We start from the raw sequence: 17,729 nt of genomic DNA on the forward strand, positions 1-17,729 counted from the left end.
TTAGCTTAAACAAATATAAGGGAATTTGATTTTAAAGCCAGTTGTACTTATTCCGATTCATCGTTAGTTTCAAAATCTTTAGTTAAATCTAATTTTCTAAAACTTGGAGATGCAATAGCAGTAGCTACTACAGTAATTAACGTCATGGTTCCGCCAAAAACAACAGCTGTTGCTGTACCCATAAGTTTTGCTGTAATGCCACTTTCAAAAGCGCCTAACTCATTAGAACTACCAACAAACATAGAATTTACCGAAGACACTCGACCACGCATATTATCTGGTGTTTTAAGCTGAAGAATGGTTTGCCTAATTACCATAGAAACGCCATCTGTTACACCACTAAAAAAGAGTGCTACAACCGAAATCCAAAATGTTGAAGATAAACCAAAAACAACAATACTAATTCCAAATCCAAAAATAGCAATAAGCAATTTCATACCTGCATTTTTACTAATAGGAATATAAGCTGTTACCAACATGGTTAAAAAGGCACCAACAGACGGTGCTGCTACTAAAACACCAAAACCTTGTGGTCCTACTTTTAAAATATCTTCTGCAAAAACTGCCAAAAGTGCTACTGCTCCTCCAAATAAAACAGAAACCATATCTAACGTTAAAGCGCCCAATATTGCTTTTGTTTTAAATACAAAACTGACTCCTTCTTTTAAACTCTGCATAATAGGTTCACCTATTTTAGGATTTAATATTGGCTTTTTAGAAATCTGAAACACCATAACTAACGCTGCCATTACTAAACAAAATACAATACACAAGGATAGATGCACACCAATCCAACCAATAGAAAAACCAGCAAAAGCGACACCTAAAACACGCGACATTTGCCAAGTCGAGCTATTCCAAGTTGCAGCGTTCGGGTAGATTTTTTTTGGCACAATTAAAGCCACCAAAGAAAAAATAGTAGGTCCAAAAAAGGAACGTAAAAAACCACCGAAAAACACCAAAGCATAAATAGAATATAGCAAATTACTTTTAGACCACGTTTGAGAAACGGTTTCTGATGTTAGCCAAAATAAAGCAAAACTTATAATCGAAAAAGCTGCTAAACAAATAGCTAGTAGGTTTCTTTTTTCGCGCTGATCCACAATATGTCCTGCAAATAATGCCATTGTAAAGGCTGGAATAATTTCCATTAAACCAATAATACCAAGCGATAATGGGTCTTTAGTTAGTGCATATACTTGCCATTCTATAACAATAAATTGCATAGACCAAGCAAAAACTAAGAAAAAACGCATGGTTAAAAAAATGTTGAATTCTTTAAAGCGAAGTGCTGCGTATGGATCGTTTTTAATTTTATTCATTGTAGTTATAACACTATTTTATTCCTGAATATCTCTCAATTTCAACTGCAAACTCACATTGCCCTTCCACTCATTTTCATCAATAGAATACACTGCTTGAAATGGTTTATTTCCTTTTATCACACCTAATTTATCTCCTAAACCAAAACCAATACATACTATTTGGTTACTATTGGGCTGTTTTACGGTAATTCGTAAATGTTTATCGTCTTCTCCAACACATTTACCATAACCAGTATCTTTAAGATTATCGCTCATAAAAACTGGTGACATATTTCCTGGTCCAAAAGGTGCAAACTGACTTAAAATGCGATAAAATTTATCTGAAATATCGTTAAGTTCAATTTGTCTATCAATTGTAATTTCCTGAGTCAACAATCTTTTATCAATTGTAGCTTCCACAACGTCTTCAAACTTTTGCTTGAAGGCTTCGTAGTTTTCTTCTTTTAATGTTAAACCAGCAGCATATTTATGGCCTCCAAATTGCTCGATATGTTCAGAGCAAGCTTCTAAGGCATTATAAACATCGAATCCTTTTACAGAACGTGCAGATGCGGCTAATTTATCACCACTTTTAGTAAATACTAATGTTGGCCTATAATAGGTTTCTATTAATCTACTTGCAACAATACCAATAACACCTTTATGCCAATCTTCTTGATAAACTACAGAGGTTACGCGCTCTTTTTCGTTATTATCTTCAACTTGTTGTAAAGCTTCAATAGTAATTTGCTTATCTGCTTCTCTCCTATCTGTATTAAAATCTTCTATCTCTTTAGCACAAACCTCAGCTGCTTCAACATTGGTTTCGGTTAATAAATCTACGGCATATTGACCGTGTTTCATTCTGCCTGCTGCATTTATTCTTGGCGCAATTACAAACACAACATCTGTAATGGTTAGTGTTTCTTTTTTAATTTGATTTATAATCGCCTTAAATCCTACTCGCGGATTTTGGTTAATAACCTGTAAACCATGAAAAGCTAGAATTCTATTTTCTCCAGTAATAGGTACAATATCGGCTCCAATAGCCGTAGCTACTAAATCTAGATATTCTATTAAGTCTTCAATGGTTTTTCCTTTTTTAGATGCTAATGCTTGAATTAATTTAAAACCAACACCACAACCACATAACTCATCGTAAGGATAATTACAATCGTTTTGTTTTGGGTCTAAAATGGCAACTGCACTTGGTACTATGTCTCCTGGTCTGTGGTGATCGCAAATTATAAAATCGATATTTTTTTCTTCCGCGTAAGCGACTTTATCAATTGCTTTTATTCCACAATCTAAAGCAATAATTAAAGTAAAATTATTGTCTTCGGCAAAATCGATACCTTTAAAAGAGACACCATAACCTTCGCCATAACGGTCTGGAATATATGTGGCTACATTAGGATATTCGGTTTTTAAATAAGAAGACATTAATGACACCGCAGTTGTGCCGTCTACATCGTAATCGCCATAAACCAATATATTTTCATTGTTCTCTATCGCTTTTTCTATACGCTCAACCGCTTTCTGCATATCTTTCATTAAAAAAGGATCGTGCAAATCTTCTAATCTTGGTCTAAAGAAATCTTTGGCTTGCTCGTAAGTTTCTATTCCTCTTTGGGCAAGAAGCGCAGCAATAGGTTCTTCCACCTGCAATGCATGCTGTAAAAACTGTACAGTTTCAAGATTAGGTTTTGGCTTTAGAGTCCAGCGCATAGTTAAGTAAAAAGTTAAAAACAGAGTAAAGTTTCTTAATTAATAAGAGACTTCCCTTTGCTCTAAATGACAATAATTAATTATTATGAAAATGAATTTTTGTTTCAACCTTAGAAAACTGACGAAACATTTCCATGACACCACAATATTTTTCGACTGAAAGATTAACGGCTTTTGTTATCTTTTTTTCGTCTAAAGCGTTACCATAAAAATGATAATCTACAATTACTGTATGGTATATTTTTGGGTGTTCGTCTGTAAGTTCACCTTCAACTTCAATTTTTAAATCTGAAAATTCTGTTTTCATTTTTTCGGCAACAGAAACAACATCTAAACCAGAACATGCTGCTAAAGACGATAACATTGCTGCTTTTGGTCTTAACGGTTTGTAAGGGTCGTTTACATCTTCGGTTACACCTAAGTTAAAGTTAAAACCACTTGGGTTATCGCTTTCAAAAACCATTTTTTCTTTCCAAACAGTTGTTACTTTATCTGCCATAATTGAATATTTTTTTGTTTATTGATGGTTAACTCACCTATACTTTTTAAATTTGAGTGAGTTCAATCAAAAATACTATTAAAAAACAAATATATGCCATTAGTAACGCCATTAGATGCAGAACACGATTTAGAAACAAAAAAATTAGCAGAGTTCTTTAATGAGACATTAGGCTTTTGCCCAAATTCTGTATTGACCATGCAGCGCAGACCAGCCATTTCTAAAGCTTTTATAAATTTAAACAAAGCTGTAATGGCTAATGAAGGCAAAGTAACCTCAGCCTTAAAACGTATGATTGCTTGGGTTTCTAGTAATGCCACTGGTTGCCGTTACTGTCAAGCACATGCTATTAGAGCTGCAGAGCGTTACAGAGCAGAACAAGAGCAGTTAGATAATATTTGGGAGTACAGAACGCATGCCGCTTTTAGTGATGCTGAGCGTGCTGCTTTAGATTTTTCGTTAGCAGCCTCACAAGTACCAAATGCTGTTGATGCAGATATACAAAAACGTTTACATGCACATTGGACTGAAGGTGAAATTGTAGAAATGTTAGGTGTTATTTCTTTATTCGGGTACCTTAACCGTTGGAACGATTCTATGGGAACAACGCTTGAAGAAGATGCTATTGAAAGTGGAGATCAATACCTAGGAAAACATGGTTTTGAAGTTGGGAAGCATGTTTAATTAATAAAAGAATATTCTAAAAAAAGAAAAACCTTACCAACTCAAGAACACTTGAATGGTAAGGTTTTTCTTTTCTATAATACTATTAATCTCGACGCTCTTTGCTTAGCTATGAGTGACAGATTTTAAACTTACAACTCTAAACCATCAGGAATATCTTCCGTTGGTGTATCACTATCACCATCTGGGTTATCTGCTTGATATTTACTACAGTCTACTTCTATAGACAAATTTTTAGGCCTTTCAAATGCTTCTTTAGATACTTTTAAAGCTTCATCTTCATAACAACTCTTCATATACATTCCCCAAATAGGTAATGCCATTGCTGCTCCTTGCCCATAAGTTATACTCTTAAAGTGTGCTGCCCTATCTTCTGCTCCAACCCAAACTCCAGTAACTAAGTTTGGCACCATTCCCATAAACCAACCATCACTCTGATTCTGTGTAGTTCCTGTTTTTCCTGCTATTGGGTTTTTAAACTCGTAAGGATAACCTGTTATAATTTCTGGGTAAACACCTGTTTTTGGCATCCACGTTCTACGTAATCGTGAACCTGAACCACTTTGAGTAACACCTTCCATTAACTTTACAGTTACGTATGCAGATTCTGCACTTAGCACATCTCTAGTCTCTGGTGTAAACTGATATAAAACCGTTCCATTTTTATCTTCAATACGCTCAATCATTACTGGTTTTGTATATACACCTTGGTTAGCAAAAGCTGAATAAGCACCAACCATTTCGTAAACACTAATATCTGGAGTTCCTAAAGCAATTGAAGGTACTTCTGGTATTTCTGAGGTAATACCTAAACGCCTTGCTAAATCGGCAACTGGCTGTGGCCCTACTTTATCCATTAAACGCGCAGTAACGGTATTAACAGAATTTGCTAATGCATCTTTAAGTGTTTTATCTCCACCATAATCACCACCATCGTTACCTGGCGACCATGGCTCTGGATTACCATATTTATTAGCTGCAATTGTTATTTGAGATAATGGTAATTTATCGCAAGGAGACATGTGCAATTGATCTATTGCTGTTGCATAAACAAACGGTTTAAAAGTAGATCCTACTTGACGTTTACCTTGCTTTACCATATCGTACTGAAAATGTCTATAGTTCATACCACCAACCCAAGCTTTTACGTGACCTGTTTGTGGATCCATACTCATCATTCCTGTGCGTAAAAAAGATTTATAATAACGCATAGAATCCATAGGTTTCATGATAGTATCTACTTCGCTAGCTTTACCATCTATCCATTTAAAAACCGTCATTTTTGTTGGTTTCTCAAATGATGCTTCTATTTCTTTATCACTCTTTCCTTGTTTTTTAAGAATCCTCCAGCGCTCTCCGCGTCGCATACCATCGTTAAGAAGTTTTTCAACTTCAGATTTATTTAAATCTAAAAATGGAGCTGTAGGGTTTCTTTCAGGAGTATTTTGATTAAAGAACTCTGCTTGCAACCTTGGCATATGTCTACCAACTGCATCTTCTGCATATTTTTGCATTCTTGAATCTAACGTTACAAAAACCTTTAAACCATCACTGTTAATATTGTATTTTTCACCATCGGGCTTTCTATTGCCCTTATCTTTTGTCCAGTCTTTCATCCAGCTTCTCAAGTACTCTCTAAAATAAGTTGCAGATCCAGAGTTGTGAGTTTGAGGCGTGAATCTTAAATCTAATTCTGTTTTCTGTAAAGAATCTTTAACGGCTTTATCTATAAAACCATATCTATTCATTTGATACAATACTACATTTCTACGGTTTTTAACACCTACCGGGTTTCTTGATGGTATTGGATTATAAAATGAAGAGTTTTTAAACATCCCAACAAGCATTGCTGCTTCTTTAACATCTAAATCTTTAGGTTCTTTATTAAAATAAATATTTGAAGCAGAACGAATACCATCTCCATTATTACCAAAATCATAAATATTAAAATATTGAGCTATAATTTCTTCTTTTGTGTATTGACGCTCAAGACGAATCGCTATAATCCATTCTTTTGCTTTCTGAATAACTCTTTCTACAATGTTTTTTGAACCTTCACCATGAAACAAAAGCTTAGCTAACTGCTGAGAAATAGTACTTGCACCACCTCCTGAACCAAGCGTAACAATTGCTCTCAATGTTCCTTTAGCGTCAATTCCCGAATGTTCATGATAACGAGCATCTTCGGTTGCTATAAGAGCATCTACTAAATTTTTTGATAAATCGTTATATTTAACGGGTGTTCTATTATCATTAAAATAAAATTTTGATAACGTTTTACCATCACTCGAAATAACTTCTGTTGCCAAATTTGTTTTAGGGTTTTCTAAAACAGTGTGATCTGGCATTTCACCAAAAGCTCCCCAAGAAGCTAATAAGAATAGTAATGCTACTGAGAAAATTCCTCCTAAAAATATCATCCAGAACCAACGCACGTATTTGTCGAAACCTTGATGATCTTGTGTTTGTTTTGTTTTTGTCTTTGCCATTTAAATAATTGCCTAGTGTACTTAAAGTATTATCCACCCGATAACGATAAGTATAATACATACCGTTAAGAGCTCTTTTTTTTATTCTGTTTTTTCTATTCTAAAACCAATGTCTGTAATGCCTTCCAAATTAGCAACACCATTAACCTCACCGTTTTCACGCATAGCGTGTTTTATATTTACAGTATAATCTCCAGTTTCACTAAATATTACACCTTCTTTATACCAAAACTTATTCTCTTTTACACTAGATAATCCAGTACCTAAGAACTCTCCATTTGGTTTTGTCATTTTGTATTCTAATGTATCTACGACACTTTTTCCGTGTGGAAAATTCATTTCAACAATTAAAAACAAATTACTGTATTTGTATGCATCTGTATTACGCAAATTAACAAACAAATTATAGGCTTTAGTTGAGTCTGGAGGACTAACGTTAAAGCTTATAGTTTTATCTTTATTCCAAACTTCTGGAACAGTTTCATAATCATCAAAAACACCTTTAGAATCGCAAGACACCAAAAATAAACTTAAAAATAAAAAACAATAAAACAATCTATTTTGCATCATTAGCGTTGTTTTCAGGCTTGCTTTGAGTCTTCCCTTGAGGTCTCGGTCTCGGTTTTGCCTTCGGTCTTGGATTGGGTTTCGGATTAGGTTTCGGCTTAGGATTAGGCTTCGGCTTAGGTTTGTTTTGCTGCCCACTTTGAGGCTTTTTATTTGTATTAGTGTTGGAAACAGTTTTCTTATTACGATTGCGGTTCTTATTGTTGTTACGTTTTTTATTCCCTTTTGGACTATCGAAACGTGTTAAACTATCTTGACCAACAACATTTTCGAATTCAACTTTTACCTCTTCTACTAATTCTAAAGCATACTCTTCAAGGCTAGCAATCTTTTCTTTATTCTTGTTTATTTCTATAATTTCTCTAGCTTGATCTGTAGTTATTTTATGCCAGTTCATCCACTCACCTTCGTAAGCATACCACATGTGTCCTTGAAAAATATCTGTTTTCTGGCATACTGCTGTTCCTTTTTTCGTGTATAGTTTTGTATCTGCTTTTGGAAACGCCTTTAAAGCATCTTGATACGAGTCTAACTCGTAATTTAAACAGCATTTTAACTTACCACATTGTCCTGCTAATTTTTGTGGATTTAAAGACAATTGTTGGTAACGTGCTGCACTTGTGCTTACAGATCTAAAATCTGTTAACCAAGTAGAACAGCATAACTCACGCCCACATGATCCAATACCACCAAGTCTTGAAGCTTCTTGTCTAAAGCCAACTTGTTTCATTTCTATTCGTGTTCTAAACTCGCGAGCAAATACTTTTATAAGATCTCTAAAGTCTACACGTTCTTCAGCTGTGTAATAAAATGTTGCTTTACTGGCATCACCTTGAAACTCGATATCCGAAATCTTCATATGAAGCTTTAAATCGATAGCGTATTGTCGTGCGCGAACCTTCATTGGTTCTTCTTTATCACGCGCATCGCTCCAAATGTCTATATCTTTTTGAGAAGCTTTTCTGTAAATTTTTAAGACATCCTCTGGCTTTTCGTTAATTTTTTTGCGTTTCATTTGTACGCGAACTAACTCACCTGTTAAGGTTACCATACCAATATCGTGGCCAGATTGTGCTTGAGTAGCAACAATATCTCCAATTGCTAATGTTAAATTTTCTGTGTTTTTATAGTAGTGTTTTCTTCCGTTTTTAAAACGAACTTCAACAAAATCGAAAGGTTTTTCTCCGTTTGGTAGAGACATGTTTGCTAACCAATCGAAAACGGTTAACTTATTACAACTGTCTGTACCACAAGTACCATTATTTTTGCAGCCACCTGGTTGGCCATCTTTAGTTGTGCAACTTGCGCAAGCCATATTATGTAGATATATTGATTCTAAACACCTTACGCCATTTTAAACAAATGGTTTATGTGCTAGAAGACGATTAATATTATTCTATTTTATACTGAAGTATACTGTTTTCAGCTTAAAATAAAATCTAACGGTAAAGATAAGATTATTATTATGACTTTGAAATATAAAAAAAGCGGCATTCCAAACAGCCCTTAACTCAACTAAAATTGCGTTAACTCTTCTTAAAAGTTTCAAAAATATTACGTAAATCTTTTTTATAAGGTAAATGATTTGCTCGTCCTTTTTTAAAAATATCATTACTGTTACCTTGGCCTTTTCTTAGTTCTTTTTGCTCCTCAAAAGGTAATGCATGAATTTCTTGACAAGTAGTTGAACAACAATTATTCATTTCTTCTTTACAATTATCGCATTGTAAAAATAGTAAATGACAAGCATCGTTTGCGCAGTTTGTATGTATATCGAAAGGGTCTCCACATTGATGACATTTAGCGATAACATCTTCACTAATTTTTTCGGCACGCCTATCGTCGAAAACAAAGTTCTTACCGATAAACTTATTTTCTATACCTTCAGCATTTACTTGTCTGGTATATTCTATAATTCCACCTTCAAGCTGGTACACATTTTGAAACCCTTTATGCTTGTAATAAGCACTTGCTTTTTCGCAGCGAATTCCTCCTGTGCAATACATTAAAAGATTTTTTTCTTCTTTATGCTCGCGTAAATCGGCTTCAATAATATCTAAACTTTCTCGAAATGTATCTACATCTGGAGTAACTGCGCCATCAAAATGACCAATTTCGCTTTCGTAATGATTTCTCATATCTACACAAACCGTATTTGGATTTGCTAGCATTTCATTAAAATCCTTAGCAGAAAGGTGCACTCCTTTGTTTGTAACATCGAAAGTCTCATCATTTAAACCATCTGCTACAATTTTGTTTCTCACTTTTACCTTAAGCTTTAAAAAAGACATATTATCTTGTTCTACAGCTATATTTAAACGGATGCCGTTTAAAAAATCGATACTGTCTAAATGTGTTTTAAAAGCCTCGAAATTTTCGGCTGGAAGAGATAGTTGCGCATTTATTCCTTCTTGAGCTACGTAAATACGTCCTAAAACGTCTAAACTGTCCCATTTAATAAATAAATCGTCACGTAATTGTTGTGTGTTGCCAATTTGAGCGTAAACGTAAAACGATAATGTTAAACGGTCTTTCCCAGCTTTTTCTATAAGCTCTGCTCTTTCTTTGGCGCTTAATTTGTTGTACAGTTGCATGCTATACTATGTTTTTAAGGTTAAAGAATTCTCATCTAATGTTCTACTAAGAAAATATAATGAGTTTGTGGCGCAAAGGTATTGATTTATCTTAAAAAAGCAAGAGGTTCAAGATTCGGAAATAAGTTTAGGATAATTAAACCTTAGAAAATAAATTTCAGCTCCACTTATTTATTTTGATTTTTAAACAAAAAAAGTCCTTTGCGCTCTGCAAAGGACTTTTAATAGACTAACTCGTTATTAATTTTTTTTATTTCTAAAAAAAACAAACGAGCTAACCTCCATCGGCTTTACAGCTACTGTTTACTAAAACAGATACTGAAACACCTAATGCATTTGATGTTAATACTTTTTTTAAATATTTCATGTTACTACACTTTAAAAATTAGACATGAACTCTTAAAAAATGCGGTTAATTTTTCTTTTTCATAGCTAAAACTTTCCCACCTTTATTACTAGATGCAAAAATGTTTAAAAGGTTGCGTTGGAAATTAAAAAAAAGATTAAAAAGTAGTATTTTAGCATGAATTAAAGAAAAAAACAGACTATGAGCAGTGAAAAAGAAGCAAAATTAAAAGCATTAAAGCTAACTTTAGACAAATTAGACAAAGCTTACGGAAAAGGAACAGTAATGAAAATGAGTGATGCTGCAATTGTAGACATCGAAGCTATACCTTCTGGTTCTTTAGGTTTAGATATTGCTTTAGGCGTTGGTGGTTACCCAAGAGGCCGTGTTATTGAAATATATGGACCAGAATCTTCTGGTAAAACAACATTAACATTACATGCTATTGCTGAAGCACAAAAAGCAGGAGGTATTGCCGCATTTATTGATGCAGAGCATGCTTTCGATCGTTTTTATGCTGAAAAACTTGGCGTTGACATAGATAATTTAATTATTTCTCAACCAGATAATGGTGAGCAAGCTTTAGAAATTACCGATAATTTAATTCGTTCTGGTGCTATTGATATTGTAGTAATTGATTCTGTTGCTGCATTAACACCTAAAAGCGAAATTGAAGGTGAAATGGGTGACAGTAAAATGGGATTACATGCGCGTTTAATGTCTCAAGCCTTAAGAAAATTAACGGCTTCAATTAGTAAAACTAATTGTACTGTAATATTTATTAACCAATTACGTGAAAAGATTGGTGTAATGTTTGGTAATCCTGAAACAACAACTGGTGGTAACGCCCTTAAGTTTTACGCTTCAGTACGTTTAGATATTAGACGATCTACTCAAATTAAGAGTACAGATGGTGCTGTATTAGGTAACAAAACAAGAGTTAAAGTTGTTAAAAACAAAGTAGCTCCTCCTTTTAAACTTGCCGAATTCGATATTATGTATGGAGAAGGTGTAAGTAAAGTTGGTGAGATTTTAGATGTAGCAGTAGAAAAAGAAATTGTTAAAAAAGCGGGTTCTTGGTTTAGCTATGGCGATACTAAATTAGGACAAGGTAGAGATGCTGTAAAAGCAATAATAAAAGATAATCCAGAGCTTTTTGACGAATTAGAACAAAAAATAAAACAAGCCATTAAAGACGATATGTAATCGAGATAATAACTGTTTTAACTTTCTAACAAATTATAAATCCCGATTTTTTCGGGATTTATTTGTTTTTAGACGCAACCTTTTATAAACTTTTGCATCTACCTTTAAATACACGTTTTAAGTTACAGAGTAAAAAAAATGAAAAAAGCACTTATTTTATTAGTTGGTTTAATATTGTTTTCTTGTAGTTCAAATGATGATTCTCTTTATAACTACCAAGACCCAATGCCTATTGAGCTAGTAGATTTACCCGAAGAATTTATTTTAAATGAAGAATATGAAATTACTATTACATACTTAAAACCGACAACGTGCCATGTTTTTAATGATATTTTATACCAAGAGGATAATAATATTAGTACGGTTATTGTAATAGGAACAGTTTTTCAAAATAATGGAAATTGTACAGATTTAAACACAGAATCTCAAGCTAGCTTTAACTTTACAGCGAATAATATCGGTTCTTATATTTTTAAATTTTGGAAAGGACTAGATGACAACGGAGAGGATATTTATTTAATTGTAGAAGTTCCAGTAGTAAACTAATTATTAACTAACACGTAAATTAAATTTGAGTTTAGACCAACTCATACATAATTGTAAGATTAATGATACTAAAGCACAAGGCGAATTATATAAACTCTTTTCGAGTAAATTATTTTCTTTATGCTTGAAGTATTCACGAAACTATGCTGAAGCAGAAGATAATTTGCAAGATGCATTTGTTACTATTTTTAAAAAAATAGAACAGTATAAAAATAAAGGTTCTTTTGAAGGCTGGCTAAAACGAATTACCATAAATACTGCATTACAATGCTACAGAACGCAAGGCGTTTTTGATATTGTAAACGAACATTTAATTGAGGATGATTCTATTACAGTAGAAGATGAAGATGATATTTCTATAGATTATCTATTGCAAATCATTCAAGAACTGCCAGATCGTTATCGTCTAGTTTTTAACCTATATGTTTTAGACGGTTATTCTCACAAAGATGTTGCAGATTTACTTAAAATAACAATAGGAACTTCAAAATCTAATCTTGCAAGGGCTAGACAGATATTAAAAGATAAAATAACAGAATATAAAACGGGATTAAATTCTCAATCTTTATAATGAGCGATAAAAAACACATAGACAGGCTTTTTCAGGAAAAATTCAAGGATTTTGAAGCCAAGCCACAGGCTAATGTTTGGGATGGGATTCAAAGCAAAATGGAACATCCAAAAGAAAAAACTAAAACCGTTTTACCTTTCTGGCTGCGCTTCGCAAGTATAGCAGCTGCATTATTTTTATTACTCGCCATTGGGAATTTATTTCTTGATGATGAAGGAACCGAAAACAAAACTATTATTGTAAAAGGTAAGACAGATACTAAACGTGAGCATATTAATTCTAATACAGAAAAAAATATAACAACTAATCTCTCAACTGAAAGTCAAAACTCTTCTGAAGATACTAATAATAACCTTATAGAAAATGAATCTATAGACGCCGCAACTATTGTAACAAATGATTCAGAAAGAAATACCGTTTTAGAGACAGTTAAAAAGAAAGCTAGTAACCTAAAATCTAATTCACCACACCAAAAAGGCGAATTAAAAGAAAATGAGAATAACACCAACATCTCTTTAGCTAAAAACACTAATACAAATAACATTAATAGCAAGTCTAGTACCGTTAGTGCAAATTCAGAAAAAGACAATGTTTTAAGTGCATCTAATAATTTGCAGAGGTATGCGCAAAGTAACTCTGTAGATAAAACAAAAACTAATGCTACTAATAATGGAAAATCAGATAAAACTGCCAACACCAACAATAATGAATCAAGCAATTCAGTAAGTAGCAAAAACTTTAATAATAAGAATAATATTATAAATAACACCTTAAATAAAACAAACATTAAAGCAGATAACGTTTTAGACAATAATAACAAGTCTTCGGATGCAGTTGCTGCAACAACAAATAGTGAAAAGGAAAAAGAAGAAGAAAAACTGATGGAACAAGACAGCGCAAACTCGTCTAATACCATCGAAGAGACTCTTGCCAAGAATGAAGATCTTGATGAGAAGGAAGAAGAGAAAGTAAACAGGTGGTCGTTAAGTGCAAATGCTGCACCTGTTTATTATAACACTCTTGGCAAAGGTTCTCACATTGACGATCAATTTATTGACAACCCTAAGAATGGAGAAATTAACACTAGTTATGGTATTAATGTTGGCTATATTTTAAGTGATAAATTAAAAATTCGTTCAGGAATTAATAAATTAAATTTAAGCTATGATACCGCAAATGTAATTGTCTATGAAAATGTAGCAAATACACCTAGTAGCTCTCCTTTACGTACTATTAATTTCACCCCAAATAGCCAAGGTCAAAATATTTCTGTTTTAAGCACAAATAGCTTAGCAGTTCAGCAAATTAGCAGTGTTATTAACGATAATTTAAATGCTGCACTAAGTCAACGATTAAGCTATTTAGAAGTGCCTTTAGAGCTTGAATATGCAGTTGTTAGGAATCGCTTTGAATTAAACTTAATTAGCGGCTTTAGCACCTTCTTTTTAAATGATAACGAAGTTGTAACAGAAGTAGAGGATAGAAAAACAAAAATTGGAGAGGCTAATAATGTAAATAATATAAGCTTTAGTGCAAATGCAGGGATAGGTATAGGTTATAAATTTAGCAATGCTATTAAATTTAATTTAGAACCAACTTTTAAATACCAAATTAATGCCTACAGCGAAACCTCGGGTAATTTTAAACCATATATTATTGGTGTGTATACTGGTATTAGCTACAAATTTTAAGTTAAGTTAAGTTGTTTAGTTGGTTGGCTAGAGTTACATAGTATCTTATTGAAATGAGAGTCCAATAATTATTTAAAAGCTACTCTGTGCCAAGAGTGGCTTTTTTTTATAGTCTAGAATAGAATTCTAAATTTTAAAAAATCTCAATTTTTTGCAAATAAAAAAGGTGAACGAGAGTTCACCTTTTTTGCCCCAAATCTACCATGAACTTAACCTACTTATGTTATGGTAAGCTCAAATATAACAAAGAGTTTTCAATAAAATTGTTTTTTTAGATAAATGGTAAATATATCTGATGAATTACACTTAGTCGATGATCTCGAATAAATTGATATTCAATTAGATAAAGTGCGACTTCATTTTATTGAGATAAAACGAAAATATTATTAAACATAAAAAAAAAGCCGAACAAAAGTTCAGCTTTTTTTTTTACAAATTTATATTATAGATAACTACTTAGAACATGTACTAATTAATAAGCACGTTCTTTATTCCCTTCGAAAAAATTAATAAATGCTCTATTTACAACTCGGTTTCCTCCCACTGTTGGATAGTCTCCCGTAAAATACCAATCTCCTAAATTTTTAGGACATGCTTTATGTAAATTCTCAACCGATTGGAAAATAATTTCCACTTCTGCATTTACAGATTCATCACTTAAAAGTTCAGATATTTTAGCCGAAATTTCTTCTGGTGTAAATTGATTATAAATTTCATTTACAAAATTCTTCACCTCCTTATCTGGTAAATCTACTTGCGCTATACATTTATGATAAACAGTTTCTACTAAATCGTATTTATTATTATCCTTTAACAGCTCTAACGCGGCATTAAAAGCTACTAATGTTTCTAGATTAGCCATATCAATACCATAGCAATCTGGAAAACGAATTTGCGGTGCCGAAGAAACAACTACTATTTTTTTAGGATGCAATCTATCCATCATTTTAATAATACTCTTCTTAAGCGTTGTCCCACGAACAATACTATCGTCAATAATAACAAGATTATCTGTTCTTTTGATTACACCATAAGTAACATCATAAACATGTGCTACTAAATCGTCTCTACTACTATCTTCTGTAATAAAGGTTCTTAACTTAACATCTTTAATTGCTATTTTCTCTATACGAGGTCTTTCTTTTAAAATATCGATAACCTCCTGCTTAGTAAGCTTACCATCACCGTTTAATATCGCCTGCGTTTTACGCTCATTAAGATGCTCTTCAACAGTTTCAATCATTCCATAAAAAGAAGTCTCCGCCGTATTTGGAATATACGAGAACACAGAGTTTGCTGTATCGTTATCAATGGCTTTTAAAACTTCTGGCATTAATAGTCTACCAAGCATTTTACGCTCTTGATAAATCTCTGCATCACTACCTCTCGAAAAATATACACGTTCGAAAGAACATGCTTTACGCTCTAAAGGTTCAAGTATTTTCTCAATAGCAACTTCTCCAGATTTTTTAGTAATAATAGCATGACCAGGATCTAACTCCTTTACATCATCAAACTCTACATTAAATACTGTTTGAATTACTGGTCTTTCTGAAGCTACAACAACAACCTCATCATCCTTATAATAATAAGCTGGACGAATACCAGATGGATCTCTTAACACAAAAGAATCTCCATGACCTAACATTCCTGCCATTGCATAACCACCATCCCAATTTTTAGCAGCTCTTTTAAGTATTTTAGCTACATTTAATCGCTCTGCAATTAATGGTGAGCATTCGCTTTTTTTGTAACCTTCTTTTTTTAACTTCTTATAAATCTTACTAACAGCATCATCAAGAAAATGTCCTATTTTCTCCATAATAGTAATAGTATCTGTGTATTCTTTTGGATGTTGACCAAGTTCTACTAAACTACTAAATAACTCTTTTACATTTGTCATGTTAAAGTTACCCGCAAGAATTAAATTTCTATGCTGCCAGTTGTTTTGACGTAAAAATGGGTGTACACTTTCCACACTGTTTTTTCCAAAAGTACCGTAACGCACATGCCCTAAAAGCACTTCGCCAATGTATGGTATGTTTTGTTTCTGTAAAGCAACGTTATCGCTATATTCTGGATGTGCTTCTAATTCATTATTAATACGCTCATTAATTTGAGCAAAAATATCTTGAATTGGTTGTTGTTCAATAGAGCGGACTCTACTTATATAACGTTCTCCAGGTTTTGTATCTAATTTAATACTTGCAAATCCTGCACCATCTTGTCCACGATTATGCTGTTTTTCCATTAGTAAATACATTTTATTCACTCCGTAAAAAGCGCTTCCGTATTTTTCCTTGTAAAATTCTAATGGTTTTAAAAGCCTAATATGTGCAATTCCGCACTCGTGTTTTAAAGCATCACTCATTGTTGTTGTGTTATTGAGAGTTGTGTGTTAATTATAATTTCTTACTAGTATATTAGAATAAAAAACGCGCTCTAAAAGAGCGCGTTAATTTTATTTCAATTCGATTTCAAATTGCGTTAAATCCTTAAATTGCTGCAAGCGCTTGTGAACTTCCTCATCTGTAAGTGTTAACATACGTTCGGTTCCAAATTTCTCTACACAAAAGGACGCTAGCGTACTTCCGTAGATTACTGCATTCTTCATATTCTCAAAAGAGATATCACCTGTTTTTGCTAAATAACCAGCAAAACCACCAGCAAAAGTATCTCCAGCTCCCGTAGGATCGAAAACTTCTTCTAAAGGTAATGCAGGTGCATAAAACATATTATTATCATGAAACAATAAAGCACCATGTTCTCCTTTTTTAATCACTACGTATTTTGGTCCCATTTCATGAATTTTGCGAGCCGCAACAACTAAAGAGTATTCTCCAGTTAATTGTCTTGCTTCTTCATCGTTAATGGTAATAACATCTACGTTCTTAATAACCGAAAGCAAATCGTCTAATGCGATATCCATCCAGAAATTCATTGTATCTAAAATAGCCAACTTTGGCTTTTTATTCATTTGGTCTAATACACCTTGTTGCACCATTGGATGTAAGTTTCCAAGCATTACAATTTCGGCATCCTTATATGCTTCTGGCACAACTGGATTAAAATGCTCTAATACATTTAGCTCTGTCGCTAAGGTATCTCGAGAATTCATATCGTTATGGTATTTTCCACTCCAAAAGAAAGTTTTACCGTCTTTTACAATTTCTATACCTTCAATATCTACACCTCTATCAGTTAAAAGATCTAAATATTCCTGCGGAAAATCTCCTCCTACAACAGATACTGCAGCAGAATCTACATTATCAAAATTTGAAGCTGACAAACCAATATAAGTTGCTGCTCCTCCAAGGATTTTATCCGTTTTACCAAATGGTGTTTCAATAGCATCGAAAGCTACTGTACCTACTATTACTAATTTGCTCATAAAGCGTTCTTAAAATTAAAGTGCAAATATAGGTTTTTTAGTCGCATTTTTTTTAATTTCCTTTCGGAATAAAATTGAAATAACTTTGAAATAAATTTATAGATATTAGCAAT

General features: G+C 33.1%; 14 protein-coding genes. 5 read left to right on the forward strand and 9 right to left on the reverse strand.

Annotated features, from left to right (window positions below; translation table 11 throughout):
- Nucleotides 1-47: 47 nt before the first annotated feature.
- The 3 genes from ASC44_RS08510 to ASC44_RS08520 all read right to left on the reverse strand — a co-directional run bounded on the left by ASC44_RS08510 (nt 48) and on the right by ASC44_RS08520 (nt 3,531).
- Nucleotides 48-1,322, reverse strand: coding sequence for an MFS transporter (locus ASC44_RS08510; RefSeq protein ID WP_055447176.1), 1,275 nt, complete (start codon nt 1,320-1,322; stop codon nt 48-50).
- Nucleotides 1,323-1,340: 18 nt separating this feature from the next.
- On the reverse strand, nt 1,341-3,032 hold the full coding sequence (recJ, locus tag ASC44_RS08515; protein WP_055447177.1) for a single-stranded-DNA-specific exonuclease RecJ: 1,692 nt from the start codon (nt 3,030-3,032) through the stop codon (nt 1,341-1,343).
- A gap of 76 nt (nt 3,033-3,108) precedes the next feature.
- Nucleotides 3,109-3,531 carry an OsmC family protein gene (locus ASC44_RS08520; RefSeq protein WP_055447178.1) on the reverse strand — a complete coding sequence of 141 codons (423 nt, stop codon included), beginning with the start codon at nt 3,529-3,531 and terminating at the stop codon, nt 3,109-3,111.
- 93 nt (nt 3,532-3,624) lie between these two features.
- Here ASC44_RS08520 and ASC44_RS08525 point away from each other — a divergent pair, with 93 nt between their 5' ends.
- Nucleotides 3,625-4,215, forward strand: a complete 591-nt coding sequence (locus tag ASC44_RS08525) for a carboxymuconolactone decarboxylase family protein (RefSeq protein ID WP_055447179.1) — start codon at nt 3,625-3,627, stop codon at nt 4,213-4,215.
- Between the two features lie 131 nt (nt 4,216-4,346).
- Here the strand turns inward: ASC44_RS08525 and ASC44_RS08530 are convergent, their stop codons facing one another.
- From ASC44_RS08530 to trhO, 4 genes are all read right to left on the reverse strand, one after another.
- On the reverse strand, nt 4,347-6,704 hold the full coding sequence (locus ASC44_RS08530) for a transglycosylase domain-containing protein (protein WP_055447180.1): 2,358 nt from the start codon (nt 6,702-6,704) through the stop codon (nt 4,347-4,349).
- Between the two features lie 81 nt (nt 6,705-6,785).
- The gene (locus ASC44_RS08535; RefSeq protein ID WP_055447940.1) at nt 6,786-7,271 is read right to left on the reverse strand and encodes a gliding motility lipoprotein GldH; all 486 of its coding nucleotides are present in this window, start codon (nt 7,269-7,271) and stop codon (nt 6,786-6,788) included.
- The gene (locus ASC44_RS08540) at nt 7,261-8,586 is read right to left on the reverse strand and encodes a PSP1 domain-containing protein (protein WP_055447181.1); all 1,326 of its coding nucleotides are present in this window, start codon (nt 8,584-8,586) and stop codon (nt 7,261-7,263) included. Before ASC44_RS08540 ends, ASC44_RS08535 begins: the two co-directional genes overlap by 11 nt.
- A gap of 211 nt (nt 8,587-8,797) precedes the next feature.
- Nucleotides 8,798-9,865 (reverse strand): oxygen-dependent tRNA uridine(34) hydroxylase TrhO, encoded by a 1,068-nt coding sequence (trhO, locus tag ASC44_RS08545; RefSeq protein ID WP_055447182.1) that lies wholly within the window; start codon nt 9,863-9,865, stop codon nt 8,798-8,800.
- Nucleotides 9,866-10,412: 547 nt separating this feature from the next.
- Here trhO and recA point away from each other — a divergent pair.
- From recA to ASC44_RS08565, 4 genes are all read left to right on the forward strand, one after another.
- Entirely contained in the window at nt 10,413-11,417 is a 1,005-nt protein-coding gene (gene recA / locus ASC44_RS08550; protein ID WP_055447183.1) for a recombinase RecA, read from the forward strand.
- 138 nt (nt 11,418-11,555) lie between these two features.
- The gene (locus tag ASC44_RS08555; protein WP_055447184.1) at nt 11,556-11,963 is read left to right on the forward strand and encodes a hypothetical protein; all 408 of its coding nucleotides are present in this window, start codon (nt 11,556-11,558) and stop codon (nt 11,961-11,963) included.
- A 25-nt stretch (nt 11,964-11,988) separates the two neighbouring features.
- Nucleotides 11,989-12,534 (forward strand): RNA polymerase sigma factor, encoded by a 546-nt coding sequence (locus ASC44_RS08560; RefSeq protein WP_055447185.1) that lies wholly within the window; start codon nt 11,989-11,991, stop codon nt 12,532-12,534.
- Complete coding sequence (locus ASC44_RS08565; protein WP_055447186.1) at nt 12,534-14,225, forward strand: outer membrane beta-barrel protein; 1,692 nt, start codon at nt 12,534-12,536, stop codon at nt 14,223-14,225. The genes ASC44_RS08560 and ASC44_RS08565 overlap by 1 nt, the downstream gene beginning before the upstream one ends.
- 472 nt (nt 14,226-14,697) lie before the next feature.
- On the opposite strand, the gene ASC44_RS08570 is transcribed toward ASC44_RS08565, so the two are convergent.
- Nucleotides 14,698-16,596: an amidophosphoribosyltransferase gene (locus tag ASC44_RS08570; protein WP_055447187.1), complete on the reverse strand. Its 1,899-nt coding sequence runs from the start codon at nt 16,594-16,596 to the stop codon at nt 14,698-14,700.
- A gap of 90 nt (nt 16,597-16,686) precedes the next feature.
- The gene (locus tag ASC44_RS08575) at nt 16,687-17,616 is read right to left on the reverse strand and encodes a PfkB family carbohydrate kinase (RefSeq protein ID WP_055447188.1); all 930 of its coding nucleotides are present in this window, start codon (nt 17,614-17,616) and stop codon (nt 16,687-16,689) included.
- Nucleotides 17,617-17,729: the final 113 nt, after the last annotated feature.

The organism is Lacinutrix mariniflava, from assembly GCF_001418015.1.
GTDB classification, from domain to species: Bacteria; Bacteroidota; Bacteroidia; order Flavobacteriales; family Flavobacteriaceae; genus Lacinutrix; species Lacinutrix mariniflava.

What these genes read in the sequence shown, in the direction of transcription:
- ASC44_RS08510 (WP_055447176.1), bottom strand. Translation starts at nt 1,322, where the DNA reads ATGAATAAAATTAAAAACGATCCATACGCAGCACTTCGCTTTAAAGAA.
- ASC44_RS08565 (WP_055447186.1), top strand. Translation starts at nt 12,534, where the DNA reads ATGAGCGATAAAAAACACATAGACAGGCTTTTTCAGGAAAAATTCAAG.
- ASC44_RS08575 (WP_055447188.1), bottom strand. Translation starts at nt 17,616, where the DNA reads ATGAGCAAATTAGTAATAGTAGGTACAGTAGCTTTCGATGCTATTGAA.
- ASC44_RS08570 (WP_055447187.1), bottom strand. Translation starts at nt 16,596, where the DNA reads ATGAGTGATGCTTTAAAACACGAGTGCGGAATTGCACATATTAGGCTT.
- ASC44_RS08535 (WP_055447940.1), bottom strand. Translation starts at nt 7,271, where the DNA reads ATGCAAAATAGATTGTTTTATTGTTTTTTATTTTTAAGTTTATTTTTG.
- ASC44_RS08520 (WP_055447178.1), bottom strand. Translation starts at nt 3,531, where the DNA reads ATGGCAGATAAAGTAACAACTGTTTGGAAAGAAAAAATGGTTTTTGAA.
- ASC44_RS08530 (WP_055447180.1), bottom strand. Translation starts at nt 6,704, where the DNA reads ATGGCAAAGACAAAAACAAAACAAACACAAGATCATCAAGGTTTCGAC.
- ASC44_RS08540 (WP_055447181.1), bottom strand. Translation starts at nt 8,586, where the DNA reads ATGGCTTGCGCAAGTTGCACAACTAAAGATGGCCAACCAGGTGGCTGC.
- ASC44_RS08525 (WP_055447179.1), top strand. Translation starts at nt 3,625, where the DNA reads ATGCCATTAGTAACGCCATTAGATGCAGAACACGATTTAGAAACAAAA.
- trhO (WP_055447182.1), bottom strand. Translation starts at nt 9,865, where the DNA reads ATGCAACTGTACAACAAATTAAGCGCCAAAGAAAGAGCAGAGCTTATA.
- recA (WP_055447183.1), top strand. Translation starts at nt 10,413, where the DNA reads ATGAGCAGTGAAAAAGAAGCAAAATTAAAAGCATTAAAGCTAACTTTA.
- recJ (WP_055447177.1), bottom strand. Translation starts at nt 3,032, where the DNA reads ATGCGCTGGACTCTAAAGCCAAAACCTAATCTTGAAACTGTACAGTTT.
- ASC44_RS08555 (WP_055447184.1), top strand. Translation starts at nt 11,556, where the DNA reads ATGAAAAAAGCACTTATTTTATTAGTTGGTTTAATATTGTTTTCTTGT.